We start from the raw sequence: 17,365 nt of genomic DNA, 5'->3' as shown, positions 1-17,365 counted from the left end.
CGGTCAGCGGGTGTGGTAGTTCGGCGCCTCGGTGGTCATCTGGATGTCGTGCGGGTGGCTCTCCTTGAGCCCGGCCGCGGTGATCCGCACGAAGCGGCCCTTCTCCTTGAGCTCGGGGATGGTGTGGGAGCCGACGTAGCCCATGGAGGAGCGCAGGCCGCCGATGAGCTGGTGGGCCACGGCGGAGAGCGGGCCGCGGTAGGGCACCTGGCCCTCGATGCCCTCGGGGACGAGCTTGTCCTCGGAGAGGATGTTGTCCTGGAAGTAGCGGTCCTTGGAGTACGACTTGGCCTGCCCGCGCGACTGCATCGCCCCGAGCGAGCCCATGCCGCGGTAGGACTTGAACTGCTTGCCGTTGATGAAGAGCAGCTCGCCCGGCGACTCCTCGCAGCCCGCGAGGAGGCTGCCCAGCATGACGGTGTCCGCGCCGGCCGCGATGGCCTTGGCGATGTCGCCGGAGTACTGCAGGCCACCGTCGCCGATCAGCGGGACACCGGCCGGGCCGGCCGCGAGGGAGGCCTCGTAGATCGCCGTCACCTGGGGCGCGCCGACACCGGCGACCACCCGGGTGGTGCAGATCGAGCCGGGGCCGACACCGACCTTGATGCCGTCGGCGCCCGCGTCGATCAGCGCCTGGGCGCCGTCGCGGGTGGCGACGTTGCCGGCCACCACGTCGATCTTGATGTTGGCCTTGACCTTGGCGACCATGTCGAGGATGCCGCGGCTGTGGCCGTGCGCGCTGTCGATGACCAGGAAGTCGGCACCGGCCTCGACCAGCCGCTGGGCGCGGAGGAAGGCCTCGTCGCCGACGCCCACCGCGGCGCCGACCAGCAGGCGGCCCTCGGCGTCCTTGGCGGCGTTGGGGTACTTCTCGGCCTTCACGAAGTCCTTGACCGTGATCAGGCCCTTGAGTCGGCCCTCGTCGTCGACGAGCGGCAGCTTCTCGATCTTGTGCTTGCGCAGCAGGTCCATCGCCTCGACCCCGGAGATGCCGACCTTGCCGGTGACCAGCGGCATCGGCGTCATGACCTCGCGGACCTGCCGGGAGCGGTCGCTCTCGAAGGCCATGTCGCGGTTGGTCACGATGCCCAGCAGCTTGCCGGAGGCGTCGGTGACGGGGACGCCGCTGATGCGGAACTTGCCGCACAGCGCGTCGGCCTCGGCGAGGGTGGCGTCGGGGTGGACGGTGATCGGGTCGGTCACCATGCCGGACTCGGACCGCTTCACCAGGTCGACCTGGTTGACCTGGTCCTCGATGGACAGGTTGCGGTGGAGCACGCCCACGCCGCCCTGGCGGGCCATCGCGATGGCCATCCGCGCCTCGGTGACCTTGTCCATCGCCGCCGACAGCAGCGGGATGTTCACGCTGACGTTCCGGGAGACCTTCGAGCGGGTGTCGACCTGGTTCGGCACGACGTCCGACGCACCTGGGAGCAGCAGCACATCGTCGTAGGTGAGTCCGAGCAGCCCGAACTTCTCGGCTACTCCGTCGGCGTTCAGTGTCATGACACCTTCCCCATGGTCTTGCCCGGCGAGATGTTCAATGCTAATGGCTCCCGCGCGAAACCAATTCCGCCCCTGGTGTGGGGGCCGGGGGCGGGGTGCGCTAGGCGCTCAGACCGGGAGCACCCGCGGCGGCTTCCTCCGCCAGCGCCCGCAGCCGGGACAGCGCGCGGTGCTGCGCCACCCGGACGGCGCCCGGCGACATGCCGAGCACCTGACCGGTCTCCTCCGCCGTGAGGCCCACGGCGACGCGGAGCAGCACCAGCTCCCGCTGGTGCTCCGGGAGGTTGGCGAGCAGCTTCTTCGCCCACTCCGCGTCGCTGCTGAGCAGCGCCCGCTCCTCGGGCCCGAGTGAGTCGTCCGGCTGCTCGGGCATCTCGTCGGAGGGCACGGCCGTCGAGCCCGGACCGCGCATGGCGGCCCGCTGGAGGTCGGCGACCTTGTGCGCGGCGATGCCGAAGACGAAGGCCTCGAAGGGCCGGCCCTGGTCCCGGTAGCGGGGCAGGGCGCACAGCACCGCGAGGCAGACCTCTTGCGCGAGGTCGTCCACGAAGTGGCGCGCACCACCCGGCAGCCGCGACAGCCTCGTACGGCAGTAGCGCTCGGCGAGCGGGTGCACATGGGCGAGCAGATCGTGCGTCGCCTGCTCGTCGCCGTCCACGGCTCGACGTACGAGTGCCCCTATGGCTGTCTCATTGCCGGTGGCCTCGTCGCGCATCCGTCCATAGTGCATCGCCGCGGGCCGCTCCGTGGGCTCACACCCGTGGTTGTGCTCCGAAGCGTTATGCGGCGCGCCGTGCGGAGCGTTCCGAGGGACCGCACCGGCCGTAGTCATGTCATGCACCCGCCGCCCCGCCCGACCGTGTCCCCGAGAGTCCATGCCTCAAGCATGCGCCCTCGGCGCGGAAACCGGTACGAGCGGGGCAGCCGCACAGCTGCCCCACAGCTCATCGGCCCCTCCAGCCCTCGAAGCCGCTGCCTCAGCGCACCAGGCCCCAGCGGAAGCCGAGCGCCACCGCATGGGCCCGGTCCGAGGCGCCGAGCTTCTTGAACAGGCGTCGTGCGTGCGTCTTGACGGTGTCCTCGGAGAGGAAGAGCTCGCGGCCGATCTCGGCGTTGGAGCGGCCGTGGCTCATGCCCTCCAGCACCTGGATCTCGCGGGCGGTCAGGGTCGGGGCGGCGCCCATCTCGGCCGAGCGCAGCCGGCGCGGGGCGAGCCGCCAGGTCGGGTCGGCCAGTGCCTGCGTGACCGTGGCCCGCAACTCGGCGCGCGAGGCGTCCTTGTGCAGGTACCCGCGGGCACCTGCGGCGACCGCGAGGGCCACCCCGTCCAGGTCCTCGGCGACCGTGAGCATGATGATGCGGGCGCCGGGGTCGGCGGACAGCAGCCGCCGTACGGTCTCGACACCGCCGAGGCCGGGCATCCGGACGTCCATGAGAATGAGGTCCGAGCGGTCGGCGCCCCAGCGGCGGAGGACTTCCTCGCCGTTGGCCGCGGTCGTCACACGCTCCACGCCGGGCACGGTCGCTACCGCGCGGCGCAGGGCCTCTCGGGCAAGCGGGGAGTCGTCGCAGACGAGAACGGAAGTCATGACCGTCCTCCGCAGCTGATCCGCGTCACGTTGAGCCTCCAGGCTGTACGAATCGTTCACCGGTGGGGATGACGGCCTCGGGCGCCTGCCCGATTAGTTCGACCGCCAACCACTTCCGCACCTTCAACGACCCTCACTCGAAAGAGTTACGGAGTTTGGCGGCCGACTCCCGCACTCTCCGTGCGCGGACCGACACGGATCAGCAACGTCGCAGGTCGCGGCTGTTCGCCGGGCCCCAAAAACCCGCACAACGGGCGCCCGCTTGCAGCACACATCAGCCGCCGACCGGGGGGCAATGTCAGATTTTGCCTGTTTGGAGGCTTTTTACCCGCATGGCGGGAGTTCGTTGGCGATTTTGTGATGAATCATATTTACATCTACTTCGACAGTAGATGTAACGTCGACAGCACCCTCCCAGAGCTTCGCGCCTGGACGGTGTCCCTGCAGCCCACCTCTCGAGGAGATGAGCAATGGCAGACTTCTCCCGCCTCCCGGGCCCGAACGCCGACCTCTGGGACTGGCAGCTCGTCGCCGCCTGCCGCGGTGTCGACAGCTCCCTGTTCTTCCACCCCGAGGGAGAGCGCGGCGCTGCCCGGAGCGCGCGTGAGGCGGCGGCGAAGGAGGTGTGCATGCGCTGCCCCGTCCGCGCCGAATGCGCGACGCACGCTCTGACGGTCCGCGAACCCTACGGGGTCTGGGGCGGACTCACCGAGGACGAGCGCGAGGAGATGATGGGCCGGTCCCGCAACCGGGTCATGAGCTCGCACGCCACCGGCAGTCACTGACCCACCGGACATCAGCCACAGAGGAAACGTTTCACCACAACGACGGAGGTCCGCCTGCGCGCGGACTCAGACCGAAGGGCGGTCGCGCAGAGCCGCGAGACGCAGCCGCCCCAACATCATGTCGACGGCCGGCACCCGGGCCAGGTCGGGCAGGGTCACCGCGGCCACATCACGGCGCACGGCCGGCCGGAGTTCGCGCACGGCCACTGCGCGCAGCCGTACCGCCTCCAGCGCGAGGCCCGGCTGCGCCGAGACGCCCATGCCCGAGGCCACCAGGCCGACGGCCGCCGGGTAGTCGTCCCTGGCGAAGTCGACGCGCGGCTCGGAACCCTCCCGCCCGCACAGCTCGACCATGTGCCGGCGGCAGTGCGGGCAGCCCGCGATCCACGGTTCGTCCGCGAGGTCGGACAACCGCACCGGACCACCCCCGCGCGCCAGCGGGTGCCCGGCGGGGAGCACCGCGAAGAGCCGGTCGGACAGCAGTGGCCGCACCAGCAGCCCCTCCCACGCGGCCGCCCGATCGCCGCCGCCCTCGCCCTCGTCCTCGTAGCGGTAGGCCAGCGCCAGTTCGCACTCACCGGCACGCAGCATCTCCACCGCCCGCGGCGGCTGCGCCTCGGCCGGCGTGATCCGTACGTCCGGGTGCGCGGCGCGCATCGCGGCCGGCGCGGTGGGGACCAGGGACGGCCCCGCGCTCGGGAACGACACCAGCCGCACCCGCCCGGCGCGCAGGCCCCCGATGGCCGCGACCTCCTCCTCCGCGGCGGCCGGGATGCCGCTCGCGTGCCGGGCCGGCGCCTCGCCCGCCTCGGTCAGCCGGGTGGTCCGCCCGCCGCGGACCAGCAGCGGGGTGCCCGCGGCGAGCTCCAGCGCCTTCATCTGCTGGCTGACCGCCGGCTGGGCGCAGCCCAGTTCCCGCGCGGCGCCCGACAGCGAGCCGGTACGGGCCACGGCGCACAGCACACGGAGGTGGCGGGCCTCGAACACGCCCCGAGCACAAGCGTTCCTTGGGGGTGGCGTTCAGTGATCGATGATGGACTTTGGGCAGGCCGGGGCGCAGGCTGAGGAACCATGGACATCGCCGGGGAATTCGCGCTGGACGCCGGGATCACCTACCTCAACACCGCCTCCTCGGGCATCGGCCCGCTCCGCTCCGTCGAGGCGCTGCGCACCGCCGTGGCCGCCTGGTCCGACGGCACCGACGACTGGGTGCGCGACGAGCGCGTCCTGGGCGCCGCCCGCGCCGCCTACGCCCGCCTCACCGGGGTCGCCGCCGACCGCGTCGCGGTCGGCTCCTCGGTCACCACGCACGTCGGCATGATCGCCGCGGCCCTCCCCGCCGGGGCCGAAGTCGTACTGGCCGACGGCGACTTCAGCTCGCTGGTCAACCCCTTCGCCTCCCGCGCCGACGTCGTGATGCGCACCGTGCCCCTGGAGGCGCTCGCCGACGCCGTACGTCCCACCACCGGCCTCGTCGCGGTCAGCGCGGTGCAGTCCGCGGACGGCCGGGTCGCCGACCTCGCGGCGGTCCGCGAGGCCGCGTCGCGGCACGGGGCGCGCGTGCTCGTCGACGCCACCCAGGCGGTCGGCTGGCTCCCGCTGCGCGCGGACGGCCTCGACTACGTCGTGTGCGGCGGCTACAAGTGGCTGCTCGCCCCGCGCGGGGTGTCCTTCCTGACCGTGCGGGAGGGCGCCGAGGACGGGCTGTCGCCGCACTTCGCCGGCTGGTACGCGGCCGAGGACCCCTGGGGCGACTGCTACGGGCCGGTCGCGCACCTCGCGCGTTCCGCCCGGCGGTTCGACGTGATGCCGCCGCTGCTGCCGTACCTGGCCGGGGCGGCCTCGCTGGGGCTCGTCGAGGAGCTGGGCGTCGAGGCCATCGGCGCCCACGACGTCGCGCTGGCCGAGCGCTTCCGGGCGGGCCTGCTGCGGCTCGGCCACAAGCCGGTGCCCTCCGGCGCGCAGGCCTCGGCGATCGTGGCCGTCCCGGGCCTGGGCGACGCGGCGGAGCGGCTGGCCGCCGCGGGCATCCGCGTCTCGGCCCGCGCGGGGAACCTGCGGGCGGCCTTCCACCTGTACAACACCGAGGCGGACGTCGACCGGCTGCTCCGGGTGCTCGCAGGCTAGGGCGCTATTTCTCAGACCCGCCCTAGTCCCCGGCGTCCGGCGCCGGTCGCCGGAAAAGACCTCGCCGGGTGCAGGGCGGGAGCCGTACGGTCACGGGATGAAGCTGCTCTCGGTGAACGTGGGCCGGCCCCGTCCGAACCCGTGGAAGACCAGCGGGACGACCGGCATCGACAAGCTCCCGGTGCCGGGCCCGGTGGCGGTGACCGCACCGGGCCCCAAGGGCACCGGCGCGGTCGGCCTCGCCGGCGACCGGGTGTACGACGTGGCGCACCACGGCGGTACCGACCAGGCGGTCTACGCCTACGCACGCGAGGACCTCGACACCTGGGAACGCGAACTCGACCTGCCACTGCGCAACGGCATGTTCGGGGAGAACCTGACCACCTCGGGGCTGGACGTCAACCAGGCCCTGATCGGGGAACGCTGGCGGATCGGCGGACCGGGCGGCGCCGTCCTGGAGGTGTCCTGCCCCCGGATCCCCTGCGCCACGTTCCAGGGCTGGCTGGAACAGGGCGGCTGGATCAAGACGTTCACCCGCGCCGCGCTGCCCGGTGCCTACCTCCGGGTCGCCGAACCCGGGGAGGTCCGGGCGGGCGACCGGGTCGAGGTCGTCCACCGCCCGGACCACGAGGTCACCGTCGCGCTGACCTTCCGCGCGGTCACCCTGGAGCCCGCGCTGCTCCCCCGGTTGCTGGCGGCGGACGCGCTCCCGCAGGACGTGCGCGCCGCGGCCCACGGACGTACGGGGGCTCACTAGCCTGCGGGGCATGACGACTTCACTGATCACGGGAGCCACCGCGGGGATCGGCGCGGCGTTCGCGCGCCGGCTGGCGGGGGACGGTCACGCCCTCGTCCTGGTCGCCCGCGACGAGCAGCGGCTGGAGGAGTGCGCGCAGGACCTGCGGCGCGCGTACGGGGTGACCGTCGAGGTGCTGCCCGCCGACCTGTCGGCGGACAAGGGCATCGAGACGGTCGAGGCACGGCTCCGCGACCGCGAACGCCCGGTCGACGTGCTGGTCAACAACGCGGGCTTCGGCAACCGGGGCGGCTTCGGCGACGTGCCGATGGCCGACGAGCTGACCATGCTCAAGGTGCACTGCGAGGCCGTGCTGCGGTTGACCGGCGCCGCGACCGGTGCCATGCGGGAGCGCGGGCGCGGCTTCGTGATCAACGTGGCCTCGGTGGCGGCCTTCGTGCCGCGCGGCACGTACGGGGCCAGCAAGGCGTGGGTCGTCAGCTTCACCCAGGGCGTTGCCCGCGACCTGGCGGGTACCGGGGTGCGGCTGCTGGCGCTGTGCCCGGGCTTCGTCCGCACCGAGTTCCACCAGCGGGCCGGGATGGACACCGGCGGCATCCCCTCCTGGGCGTGGCTGGACGCCGACAAGGTGGTCGCCGCGGCCCTGCGCGACCTGGCCCGCGGCCGCTCCCTCAGCGTGCCCGACCCCCGCTACAAGGTCGCGGTGGCGGCGGTCAGGCTGGCGCCGAGCGGGGCGCTCGGCCGCGTCTCGTCGAAGGCGGGGAGGCGCTTCGGTCCGGCCTACCCCCGCGACTGAGACCGGCCGTCGAGGCGGCGTGGGCCGTCCCTGGCCGTCCCTGGCCGTCACAGCCCGAAGGCCCCCGTTCCCGGCCGGGAACGGGGGCCTTCGCGGTCCAGCTCAGTGGGAGTGGCCGTGGCCGTGACCGTGACCGGCCTCGGCGGGCTCCTCCTCCTTCTTCTCCACCACGAGGGTCTCGGTGGTGAGGAGCAGGGAGGCGATGGAGGCGGCGTTCTCCAGGGCGGAGCGGGTGACCTTGACCGGGTCGATGACGCCGGACTTCACCAGGTCGCCGTACTCGCCGGTTGCGGCGTTGAAGCCGTGGCCCTTCTCCAGCTCGGCGACCTTGGAGGTGATGACGTAGCCCTCCAGGCCGGCGTTCTCGGCGATCCAGCGCAGCGGCTCGACCGCGGCGCGGCGGACGACCGCCACACCGGTGGCCTCGTCGCCGGTCTTGCCGAGGTTGTCGTCCAGCACCTTGACCGCGTGGACGAGCGCGGAGCCACCACCGGAGACGATGCCCTCCTCGACCGCGGCGCGGGTCGCGGAGATGGCGTCCTCCAGACGGTGCTTCTTCTCCTTGAGCTCGACCTCGGTGGCCGCGCCGACGCGGATGACGCACACGCCGCCGGCCAGCTTGGCGAGGCGCTCCTGGAGCTTCTCGCGGTCCCAGTCGGAGTCGGTCGAGGCGATCTCGGCCTTGATCTGGTTGATCCGGCCGGTGATCTCCGAGGACTCGCCGGCGCCGTCGACGACGGTGGTGTCGTCCTTGGTGACGGTCACGCGGCGGGCGGTGCCGAGCACGTCCAGGCCGACCTGGTCGAGCTTGAGGCCGACCTCCTCGGCGACGACGGTGCCGCCGGTGAGGGTGGCGATGTCGCCGAGCATGGCCTTGCGGCGGTCACCGAAGCCGGGGGCCTTGACCGCGACCGCGTTGAAGGTGCCGCGGATCTTGTTGACCACCAGGGTCGACAGGGCCTCGCCCTCGACGTCCTCGGCGATGATCAGCAGCGGCTTGGAGGCACCGGCCTGCAGGATCTTCTCCAGCAGCGGGAGCAGGTCCTGGATGGAGGAGATCTTGCCCTGGGTGATGAGGATGTACGGGTCCTCCAGGACGGCCTCCTGGCGCTCCTGGTCCGTCACGAAGTACGGCGACAGGTAGCCCTTGTCGAAGGCCATGCCCTCGGTGAAGTCCAGCTCCAAGCCGAAGGTGTTGGACTCCTCGACGGTGATGACACCGTCCTTGCCGACCTTGTCGATCGCCTCGGCGATCAGCTCGCCGACCTGCTTGTCCTGGGCGGACAGCGCGGCGACGGCGGCGACGTCGTCCTTGCCCTCGATGGGGCGGGCGGTCGCGAGCAGCTCGTCCGAGACGGCCTTGACGGCGGCGTCGATGCCCTTCTTCAGGGCGGCCGGGGAGGCGCCGGCGGCGACGTTGCGCAGACCCTCGCGGACCAGCGCCTGGGCGAGCACGGTGGCGGTGGTGGTGCCGTCACCCGCGATGTCGTTGGTCTTGGTCGCCACCTCCTTCACCAGCTGCGCGCCGAGGTTCTCGTACGGGTCGTCGATCTCGACCTCACGCGCGATGGTCACACCGTCGTTGGTGATGGTCGGGGCGCCGAACTTCTTGTCGATGACGACGTTGCGGCCCTTGGGGCCGATCGTCACCTTCACGGTGTCGGCGAGCTTGTTGACGCCACGCTCGAGGGCGCGACGGGCGTCCTCGTCGAACTTCAGGATCTTGGCCATACCGGCGGAATTCCTCGTCTTTGGGTTCTCGTCAAAGACCGCGCCCCGGGTCCCCGGTCCGTGCGAGGACTCGGTGTGCCCGGGGCGTGGTCACGGCATTTCTCGGTTACGAGCGGCGCCGGATTTACTTCTCGACGATCGCGAGGACGTCGCGAGCCGAGAGGACGAGGTACTCCTCGCCGCTGTACTTGACCTCGGTGCCGCCGTACTTGCTGTACAGCACGATGTCGCCGACCTTGACGTCGAGCGGGATGCGGTTGCCGTCCTCGAAGCGACCCGGGCCGACGGCCAGGACGACGCCCTCCTGGGGCTTCTCCTTGGCGGTGTCCGGGATGACCAGGCCGGAGGCGGTGGTCTGCTCGGCATCCAGCGGCTGGACCACGATGCGGTCCTCGAGCGGCTTGATGGCAACCTTGGTGCTGGTGGTCGTCACGATCCGACCTCCCCCTTCAAAGGGCTCACGGGAGTGTCTGTCTGGGGTGGCGACCTGGTAGGCCCGTCGTCGCGGGTGCCGGACCTGCCCGTCGCGTTTGTTCTGGCACTCGGCATGGCTGAGTGCCAGGTCCGAGATTAGGACGCGCTTAGCACTCGGTCAAGCGGAGTGCCAACGCCGCGCCGCACGATCCGCGCTCCCCCGGGGGGAACGGGGTGCCCGGACGCGCGGTTCCGGGCCCGGAACGCCCGTGCCGCTCACCGGCGGACGGCGCTCCACGCGCCGAGCGCGGCAAGGGTGAACCCGTCGCGCAGCTCGCCCGAGCGGACCGCCCCCGCGATGTCGTCCGGGCCCCACCAGCGCGCCTCGGCGACCTCGCCGTCCGCGACGGCACCGGGCCCGGCCACGGCGTCCCCGGCGACGGCGACCTCGACGACGGCCACCTGGCTCTCCAGCAGCCCGGAGTCGACGTCCAGGACCGCCACCACCGTCGCCGCCGAGCCCACCAGCCCGGTCTCCTCGGCGAGCTCGCGCAGCGCATCGGCGGCGGGGTCGGCCTCGCCGAAGCCGCGCGGCAGCTCCCAGGCCCAGCGTCCCACCGCAGGCCGCCACTGACGGACCATCAGCACGTCCTCACCCCGCCGGGCGAGGACCACGACACCTGTGCGACCGCCGCCGACCCGGACCCGGTGCAGCTCGACCTCCGCCCCGGACGGCAGCCGGTAGGTGTCGAGGTGGACCTCGCACCACCGCCCGCCCTCGGCGTCGCCGTACGCCTTGCGGCTCCCGGTACGGGCCGCCTCGCCGTCCATCAGACCGCCCCCCGCGGGGTCGCCGGGAACTCCATCACGTCGTACCGGCCCCGGTAGTCCCGCAGGCGCGGCAGCCCCGCGGTCACGGCGGCGACGAGCACGGGCGTCAGGGCCCCGGCCGCGCCGGCCGCGAACGAACCGAGCGCCCCCTGGCCGAGCACCCCCGCGGCGGCGCTCAGCCCGCCCGCCGCCAGGGACTCGGCGCCGAGCCCGCGGACCGCCCGCGCGACGCGCCGCACGCGGGTCACCGGCACCTCGTCCCCGCGGCCTTCCGGGGGCTCCTTGGTCCGTCCGCCGAGCAGGTCGCCGACCTCCTGGAGCGCGGCGAGGTCCTGCCGCTCCCACCACGCCGCGAGGGCGTCCGCGGCGTCGTCGGTGAAGCGCTGCCACTGCGCCGCGGTCAGCAGCCCGAGCCGCAGCTCGAAGCGGGTCGGCCAGGCCACCACCTGGGTCCGCTCCCCCAGCGCCTCGGCCTCCGCCCGCGGTACGCCGTGCCGGGTGGCGCTCACCCCGAGCGCGCACCCCTCACCGGCGGCGATCGCCCGGTAGTACGTCTCGTCGAAGGCCTCGCGCAGCGTCCGCCCGTCGGCCCGCACGTCCGGGTCGGGGTCGTGCAGCAAGGCGTCCAGCCGCTCGTGCACGCGGCTGCGGTGGGGCATGCCGTCCACGTCGAGCTCCCCGCCGGTCCACGCGGCCAGCACGGCCCGTCCCGCGTCACCGGCGAGCGCCCCGGGCGAGGGCGGGGGCTGCACGGCGTACGCGGCCCCGTAGTCGGCCGGCCGCAGCGGGCTGACCTCCAGCTGGCCGCGTCCTGCCGCCTGCAGCCAGTCGTCCCAGCGGGTGACCATGCGCCGCCGCAACGGGGTGCCGAGGACCCCGGTCGCAGCGAGCAGCCGGTCCGCCGCGGCGGCCGGACCCTCCGTCGCGAGCCTCGCGGCGGCGGCGGCCGGGTCGGCGCGGACGGCGAGCTCGTGCTGCAGGCGCAGGCACCGGTCGTCGGGGAGCGGCAGGGAGGAGAAGAGGAAGCCGCGGGAGAGGAGTGCGACGAGCTGCCCCGCCAGGTCCGCGTCGCGGGCGTTGACCCGGATCGGCATCATCGCCCCGCCGCCGACGGCGCGCAGCGCGAGCTCGTCGAGGAGTTCGGCGGGCCGCAGCACGGCGAAGGCGGCGCCGTCGAGCAGTTGGGAGTAGGCCAGGAAGAGGCCGCCGCCCTGGAGGACCTCCCAGCGCAGCCGCCCGAGCAGTTCCGCCCGGGTCCGCGCGTCCACACGCTCCACCGGGGCGGCGCCGCCGGGTGCTCCGGCGCTCAGCGTGGCCCGCTGCCGTAAGGAGTCCCATTCCGTGCTGAGCACGGCCGTCATCCGTCCCCCCTCGTCCTCCACGTACCGGGCAAGTCCAGCACGCACCGGTGCCGCGGGACAATGGACGGCGTGGATCTTGACGCGTTCTCGGCTCTCCTGACCGACGAGGGGCAGTCGCTGCTGACCTCCCTGCGGGACTACGACCCCGCCGCCGAACTGGCGACCGCGACACGGCTGCGGCGGGAGCACGACGCCGGGCTGGTGGCGGCGGCGCTGACGCAGGCCCGGCTGCGGCAGCGGGCGGCGGCGAAGTTCGGGGAGGACGCGTACCGGATGTACTTCACGCCCGACGGGGTCGAGCAGTCGACACGCGCCTCCGTCGCCCGGCACCGGGCGGAGCGGTTCGCCGCGCTCGGGGTGCGGCGGCTGGCGGACCTGTGCTGCGGGATCGGCGGGGACGCCGTCCCGCTGGCCCGCGCCGGGGTGGAGGTGCTGGCGGTCGACCGCTCCCCGCTGACCTGCGCGGTGGTGCGGGCGAACGCCGAGGCGCTGGGGCTGGCCGACCTGATCGAGGTGCGCTGCGCCGATGTGACGCAGACCCCCACGGACGGCTTCGACGCGGTGTTCGCCGACCCCGCCCGGCGTGGCGGACGGGGCAGGATCTTCGACCCCGAGGCGTACTCCCCGCCGCTGTCGTGGGCGGTGGCGGCGGCGCGGAGGGCGCCGCTGGCCGCCGTGAAGGTGGCGCCGGGGATCCCGCACGAGGCCGTGCCGGAGGACGCCGAGGCGGAATGGGTCTCCGACCACGGCGACGTGAAGGAGGCCGTGCTGTGGTTCGGCACCGCGCCGGGCGCCCGCCGCGCGACCCTCCTGCCGTCGGGCGCCACGCTGCCCGCCGCCGGGCTGCCCGACCCCCAGGTGCGCCCCGTGGGGCGCTGGCTGTACGAGCCGGACGGCGCGGTCATCCGGGCCCACATGGTGGCCGACGTGGCGGCGCAGGTCGGCGGCGGGCTGATCGACGGGACCATCGCGTACGTCACCTCGGACGAGCCGCACACGACGCCGTACGCGACCGCCTACGAGATCACCGACGTGCTGCCCTTCAACCTCAAGCGGCTCAAGGCCCTGCTGCGCGAACGCGAGGTCGGCGTGCTGACCGTCAAGAAGCGCGGCTCGGCCGTCGAGCCGGAGGAGGTGCGCCGCCGCGTCAAGCCCCAGGGCCCCCACGCGGCCACGGTCTTCCTCACCCGTGTCGCGGGCGCCCCGAGCATGCTGGTGGGCGGCCCGGTCCGCGGCTGAGGCGCTACGTCCGCCGCAGCAGGCGCTGCGCGGCGCCCGGCACGTCGGTGAGGGCGCCGGCGAGGACGGTGGGGCCGCAACTGCCCAGCGCGGGGCCGGTGTACCCCCAGACCGCGCCGATCGACGGGATCCCGGCGGACGCCGCGGCGGCGACGTCGGAAGGGCTGTCGCCCACGAAGCAGGCACGGCCGGGCGGCACCCCGAGACGGTCGAGCGCGAGCAGGATCCCCTCCCCGGAGGGCTTGGGCGCCGCGTCGCCCCATCCGACCACCACGCCGAAGTGCGCGGACAGCTCCGCAGGGACGAGCCGCGTCACCCGGCTCGCGGGCTGCATGGTCACCACCCCGATCGCCGTACCGGAGGCCGCGAGGTCGCGCAGCACGCCGACGGCGCCCGGGAACGGCGACGCACCCCACGTGGCGAGGGTGAGCGCGTCCTCCCAGGAGGCTCCGAACACGGTCTCCTCGTCGGTCACGCCGAGACGCGCCAGGAGTTCGTGATGGGGAAGGTGGTCGAGTCCGGCCGGCAGACGGCTCTCGTCTACGGGCTCGCCCAAGGCGGCGCGGGCGACGTCGAGGATCGCCTGTCGCATCGCCCGCCGGCTGTCGAGGAGGACGCCGTCGAGATCGAAGAGGACGGCACAGCCGGAATCGGTCACGCGTACTTCGCCACCTGCGAGAACGCCTCCCGGACACCGGTCGTCCGGCAGGACGCCTGCTCGGGGGCGGCGCCGAGCAGAAGCCCGGTTGCGATCGACGCCGGACTCATCATACGACCGGCCCTCCCGCGCCCCGGGGCTAGGCCGTGTCCCCCACCGACTCGAAGCGCCAGCGGTGGACGGCCCGCCGGGCCAGGCCGTCGCCGGGCTCGGGCAGCTCGGGCAGCTCCGCGTCGTACGGGGCGTCCCACCAGGTGATGACCAGGACCCGGTCCTGGGGGGCGGAGAAGGTCTCGCGGCGCAGCGGGGCCGGGGACAGCGTCCGTTCGCGGGCCCACGCCAGCAGCTCGGGCCCGCGCCCTTCGACGGCGCGGGCCTCCCACATCAGGGCGACGGTCACGAGTAGAGGTTGTCCTTGCTGAGCTCGTGGAGATGGTCGTGATCGTGGTCGTGCGTGTGGCCGGGCACGGACACGTCCGTCACCTGCAGCGAGGAGTCCGCCGGCAGGTCCCACGTGGAGGACGGCCGGCCGCGGGCCACCATCTCCGCGCCCAGGGCCGCGACCATGGCGCCGTTGTCGGTGCACAGCTTGGGGCGCGGCACGCGCAGGACGATGCCCGCGTCCTCGCAGCGCTCCTGCGCCAGCGAGCGCAGCCGGCTGTTGGCCGCGACGCCGCCGCCGATCATCAGGTGGTCGACGCCGTTGTCCTTGCAGGCCCGGATCGCCTTGCGGGTGAGGACGTCGACGACGGCCTCCTGGAAGGACGCGGACACGTCCGCGACCGGCACCTCCACGCCCTCCCGGCGCTTGGACTCGATCCACCGGGCCACGGCCGTCTTCAGGCCGGAGAAGGAGAAGTCGTAGAGCGGGTCGCGGGAGCCGGTCAGGCCGCGGGGGAAGCGGATCGCGTCCGGGTCGCCCTCGCGGGCCGCGCGGTCGATGGCCGGGCCGCCGGGGAAGCCGAGGCCCAGCACGCGGGCGACCTTGTCGAAGGCCTCGCCCGCCGCGTCGTCGATGGTGGAGCCCAGCGGGCGCACGTCGCCGGTGATGTCGGGGGCCAGCAGCAGCGACGAGTGGCCGCCGGACACCAGCAGCGCCATCGTCGGCTCGGGCAGCGGCCCGTGCTCCAGCTGGTCCACGCAGATGTGGGAGGCCAGGTGGTTGACCCCGTACAGCGGCTTGCCGAGCGCGTAGGCGTACGCCTTGGCCGCGGACACGCCGACCAGCAACGCGCCCGCGAGCCCGGGGCCGGCGGTGACGGCGATCCCGTCGAGGTCGGAGGCGGCGACGCCGGCCTCCTTCAGCGCGCGCTGGATCGTGGGGACCATCGCCTCCAGGTGCGCGCGGCTGGCGACCTCGGGGACGACGCCGCCGAAACGGGCGTGCTCGTCCACGCTGGACGCGATCGCGTCGGCCAGCAGGGTGTGCCCGCGCACGATGCCGACACCGGTCTCGTCGCAGGACGTCTCGATGCCGAGGACAAGGGGCTCGTCAGCCATGGGTGGTCTCTGTTCCTTGTAGTCCCGGTACGTCAGGGGATGCCGGCAGCTCGCCGAGCCTCATCACGAGCGCGTCGACGTTGCCCGGCTGGTAGTAGCCGCGGCGGAAGCCGATCGGCTCGAAGCCGAAGCGCGCGTACAGCCGCTGGGCGCGGACGTTGTCGACCCGCACCTCCAGCAGCACCTCGTGGCACTCGAAGGCGGTGGCCTGGCGCAGCAGTTCCCCGAGCAGCAGCGCGCCGAGGCCGGTGCCCCACTGCTCGGGGGCGACGCCGATGGTCTGCACGTCCCCGGTGCCGCCGACGGCGGCCAGGCCCCCGTAGCCGATGATCCGCCCGGCCTCGTCCTCGGCCACGACGTAGTGCCGGGTCGCCGACGGGTGCCGCGCGTCGGCCAGTTCGGACCAGAACATGCCGCGCGACCACGCGTCGTCCGGGAAGAGCCGGTGCTCCAGCTCCATCACCGGGTCCAGGTCCCACCAGCGCATCTCGCGCATCAGCGCGGTCACTTCGGCAGGACCGCCTTGTAACCGGCCGGCACCTGGGCGTCCGGGCGGCGCAGGTAGAGCGGCAGCGCGGGGAGGAAGTCCTCGCCGTCCGCCAGCTTCACGGCGGCGAGCGCGGCCAGCGCGGCGGCGGACTGGTCGGCGGGCGGGCGGACGTCGGTGAAGGCCTCGGGGTAGAGGGCGGCGCCCGCGCCGACCGCGGGCACCCCGGCGACCTCGCCGGCGATGTCGCCGGGCCGGTCCACGGCCGGGTCGGTCACCCGGGCCCGCGGGCCCTCGTACCGGGCCCAGTAGACCTCCTTGCGGCGCGCGTCCGTCGCCACGACGAACGGCCCCTCGATCCCGGCGGCGTAGGCCAGCCCGTCGAGGGTGCAGATCCCGTGGACGGGGACGCCGAGCACGTCGGAGAAGGAGACCGCGGTCACCAGCCCGACGCGCAGCCCCGTGTACGGGCCGGGGCCGACCCCGACCACGATCCCGGTCACGTCGCCCAGTCCGGTCCCCGCCTCCCGCAGCACACGGTCCACGGCGGGCATCAGCAGCTCCCCGTGCCGTCTCGCGTCGATCTCCGTCGACTCGGCGAGCACGCGCCGGCCGTCGTGCAGGGCGACCGTCACGGCGGGGGTTGCGGTATCGAAGGCAAGCAGCAGCACGCGTTCAGCCTACGGCGTTCACCGGGGTGGCCCTGCCAGGACGGGGGCACCGCCGCGGCCCGGGACGGCGCTCCCGTCGGCGTGCGGCCCGGCTGCTAACGTCAACCCAGCGTGACGCCCACCTCCGGAGGAAAGCCGTGGCAAGGATCGGTTCAGGGACGATCGTGACCGGACTGACCGCAGCCGCACTGGCCGCCGTCGGCGTGCTCGCCGTCCAGGCCTCCAGCTCCGCCAGTGAGATGGCCAAGGGCGTCCGTCCCACGGACACCGGCGGCCGCGACACCTCCCTGGCGGCCTCCGCCTCGCCCTCGCCGAAGCGGACGGACGAGCTCCCCGCGGCCTCCGGCACCGGCAGCAGGGTCGTGTACTCGCTGCGCTCGGACCGCGTGTGGCTGGTCGGCGGCGACGGAAAGGTGCGCACCACGTACGGGGTCGTCCCCGGCACCGTGGACCCCGCCCCCGGCACCTACTCCGTGACCTCCCGCAGCGCCGCCAGCGTCGGCGGCGACGGCGTGGCCGTCGAGAACGTGGTGCGGTTCACGACCGTGGACAGCGTGGTGATCGGCTTCAGCGCGGCGAAGGACGGCTCCCTGCCCGACGCCCCGCCCCCGGGTCAGCAGACCGGCGGCATCCGCGAGAAGCGGAAGGACGGGGCGGCGCTGTGGAAGTTCGCGACCGTGAACACCAAGATCGTCGTCGTGCGCTGATTTCCCCCGGACGAGTGAACGCCTCCCGGGTTCACCCGGCGGGCGGCGGGCACCTCGTGTCCCGCTGCCCGGCCGGACCGGTCCGGCCGGCCTCCGCCTGGGCGGCGTCCGCCTAGGTGCTGTTTCTCGGATCTCCTGACGTGATCATGCGTGTGGATTGACGCTGTTCAGCATGGTTGGCCGTGGAGACCTGACGAATGCGGAGT

19 protein-coding genes are annotated in these 17,365 nt (G+C 73.5%); 6 read left to right on the top strand and 13 right to left on the bottom strand.

Annotated features, from left to right (window positions below; all coding sequences use genetic code 11):
• Positions 1 to 3: 3 nt before the first annotated feature.
• From guaB to ACFYYN_RS42005, 3 genes are all read right to left on the bottom strand, one after another.
• Entirely contained in the window at positions 4 to 1,506 is a 1,503-nt protein-coding gene (guaB, locus tag ACFYYN_RS42015) for an IMP dehydrogenase (protein WP_500328102.1), read from the bottom strand.
• A 100-nt stretch (positions 1,507 to 1,606) separates the two neighbouring features.
• Positions 1,607 to 2,221, bottom strand: a complete 615-nt coding sequence (locus ACFYYN_RS42010) for a sigma-70 family RNA polymerase sigma factor (RefSeq protein WP_499513466.1) — start codon at positions 2,219 to 2,221, stop codon at positions 1,607 to 1,609.
• Between the two features lie 262 nt (positions 2,222 to 2,483).
• Positions 2,484 to 3,095, bottom strand: a complete 612-nt coding sequence (locus tag ACFYYN_RS42005; protein ID WP_003948568.1) for a response regulator transcription factor — start codon at positions 3,093 to 3,095, stop codon at positions 2,484 to 2,486.
• A gap of 470 nt (positions 3,096 to 3,565) precedes the next feature.
• Here ACFYYN_RS42005 and ACFYYN_RS42000 point away from each other — a divergent pair, with 470 nt between their 5' ends.
• Entirely contained in the window at positions 3,566 to 3,880 is a 315-nt protein-coding gene (locus ACFYYN_RS42000) for a WhiB family transcriptional regulator (protein ID WP_319138961.1), read from the top strand.
• 66 nt (positions 3,881 to 3,946) lie between these two features.
• On the opposite strand, the gene ACFYYN_RS41995 is transcribed toward ACFYYN_RS42000, so the two are convergent.
• Complete coding sequence (locus ACFYYN_RS41995) at positions 3,947 to 4,867, bottom strand: LysR family transcriptional regulator (protein ID WP_500549994.1); 921 nt, start codon at positions 4,865 to 4,867, stop codon at positions 3,947 to 3,949.
• Positions 4,868 to 4,951: 84 nt separating this feature from the next.
• On the opposite strand from ACFYYN_RS41995, the gene ACFYYN_RS41990 reads away from it, so the two are divergent.
• The 3 genes from ACFYYN_RS41990 to ACFYYN_RS41980 all read left to right on the top strand — a co-directional run bounded on the left by ACFYYN_RS41990 (position 4,952) and on the right by ACFYYN_RS41980 (position 7,560).
• Positions 4,952 to 6,007: an aminotransferase class V-fold PLP-dependent enzyme gene (locus tag ACFYYN_RS41990; protein ID WP_500549993.1), complete on the top strand. Its 1,056-nt coding sequence runs from the start codon at positions 4,952 to 4,954 to the stop codon at positions 6,005 to 6,007.
• Between the two features lie 97 nt (positions 6,008 to 6,104).
• Positions 6,105 to 6,764 carry an MOSC domain-containing protein gene (locus ACFYYN_RS41985; protein WP_500549992.1) on the top strand — a complete coding sequence of 220 codons (660 nt, stop codon included), beginning with the start codon at positions 6,105 to 6,107 and terminating at the stop codon, positions 6,762 to 6,764.
• Between the two features lie 10 nt (positions 6,765 to 6,774).
• On the top strand, positions 6,775 to 7,560 hold the full coding sequence (locus ACFYYN_RS41980) for an SDR family NAD(P)-dependent oxidoreductase (RefSeq protein WP_500549991.1): 786 nt from the start codon (positions 6,775 to 6,777) through the stop codon (positions 7,558 to 7,560).
• A gap of 102 nt (positions 7,561 to 7,662) precedes the next feature.
• On the opposite strand, the gene groL is transcribed toward ACFYYN_RS41980, so the two are convergent.
• The 4 genes from groL to ACFYYN_RS41960 all read right to left on the bottom strand — a co-directional run bounded on the left by groL (position 7,663) and on the right by ACFYYN_RS41960 (position 11,897).
• Entirely contained in the window at positions 7,663 to 9,291 is a 1,629-nt protein-coding gene (groL, locus tag ACFYYN_RS41975; protein ID WP_500328108.1) for a chaperonin GroEL, read from the bottom strand.
• A 124-nt stretch (positions 9,292 to 9,415) separates the two neighbouring features.
• Positions 9,416 to 9,724, bottom strand: a complete 309-nt coding sequence (gene groES, locus ACFYYN_RS41970; protein WP_319158003.1) for a co-chaperone GroES — start codon at positions 9,722 to 9,724, stop codon at positions 9,416 to 9,418.
• A gap of 257 nt (positions 9,725 to 9,981) precedes the next feature.
• Positions 9,982 to 10,536 (bottom strand): NUDIX domain-containing protein, encoded by a 555-nt coding sequence (locus tag ACFYYN_RS41965; RefSeq protein ID WP_500549990.1) that lies wholly within the window; start codon positions 10,534 to 10,536, stop codon positions 9,982 to 9,984.
• Positions 10,536 to 11,897, bottom strand: coding sequence for a hypothetical protein (locus ACFYYN_RS41960; protein ID WP_500549989.1), 1,362 nt, complete (start codon positions 11,895 to 11,897; stop codon positions 10,536 to 10,538). Before ACFYYN_RS41960 ends, ACFYYN_RS41965 begins: the two co-directional genes overlap by 1 nt.
• 60 nt (positions 11,898 to 11,957) lie before the next feature.
• Here ACFYYN_RS41960 and ACFYYN_RS41955 point away from each other — a divergent pair, with 60 nt between their 5' ends.
• Positions 11,958 to 13,136, top strand: a complete 1,179-nt coding sequence (locus ACFYYN_RS41955; protein ID WP_500549988.1) for a THUMP-like domain-containing protein — start codon at positions 11,958 to 11,960, stop codon at positions 13,134 to 13,136.
• 4 nt (positions 13,137 to 13,140) lie between these two features.
• Here ACFYYN_RS41955 and ACFYYN_RS41950 read toward each other — a convergent pair whose 3' ends face one another.
• From ACFYYN_RS41950 to tsaB, 5 genes are all read right to left on the bottom strand, one after another.
• The gene (locus tag ACFYYN_RS41950; protein WP_500549987.1) at positions 13,141 to 13,794 is read right to left on the bottom strand and encodes an HAD family hydrolase; all 654 of its coding nucleotides are present in this window, start codon (positions 13,792 to 13,794) and stop codon (positions 13,141 to 13,143) included.
• A gap of 139 nt (positions 13,795 to 13,933) precedes the next feature.
• Positions 13,934 to 14,194: a hypothetical protein gene (locus ACFYYN_RS41945; RefSeq protein WP_500549986.1), complete on the bottom strand. Its 261-nt coding sequence runs from the start codon at positions 14,192 to 14,194 to the stop codon at positions 13,934 to 13,936.
• Complete coding sequence (tsaD, locus tag ACFYYN_RS41940) at positions 14,191 to 15,294, bottom strand: tRNA (adenosine(37)-N6)-threonylcarbamoyltransferase complex transferase subunit TsaD (protein WP_500549985.1); 1,104 nt, start codon at positions 15,292 to 15,294, stop codon at positions 14,191 to 14,193. The genes ACFYYN_RS41945 and tsaD overlap by 4 nt, the downstream gene beginning before the upstream one ends.
• Positions 15,287 to 15,790 (bottom strand): ribosomal protein S18-alanine N-acetyltransferase, encoded by a 504-nt coding sequence (rimI, locus tag ACFYYN_RS41935; protein ID WP_500328203.1) that lies wholly within the window; start codon positions 15,788 to 15,790, stop codon positions 15,287 to 15,289. Before rimI ends, tsaD begins: the two co-directional genes overlap by 8 nt.
• A gap of 8 nt (positions 15,791 to 15,798) precedes the next feature.
• Positions 15,799 to 16,452 (bottom strand): tRNA threonylcarbamoyladenosine biosynthesis protein TsaB, encoded by a 654-nt coding sequence (gene tsaB, locus ACFYYN_RS41930; protein ID WP_499513455.1) that lies wholly within the window; start codon positions 16,450 to 16,452, stop codon positions 15,799 to 15,801.
• A 164-nt stretch (positions 16,453 to 16,616) separates the two neighbouring features.
• Between tsaB and ACFYYN_RS41925 the strand changes: the two genes are divergently transcribed.
• A complete protein-coding gene (locus ACFYYN_RS41925; RefSeq protein ID WP_500549984.1) occupies positions 16,617 to 17,159 on the top strand; it encodes a hypothetical protein in 543 nt (180 codons plus the stop codon).
• Positions 17,160 to 17,365: the final 206 nt, after the last annotated feature.

Origin of the sequence: Streptomyces sp. NPDC001902, from assembly GCF_042891295.1 — a bacterium.
GTDB lineage: Bacteria > Actinomycetota > Actinomycetes > Streptomycetales > Streptomycetaceae > Actinacidiphila.
This window is presented reverse-complemented; position numbering and strand designations above follow the sequence as displayed.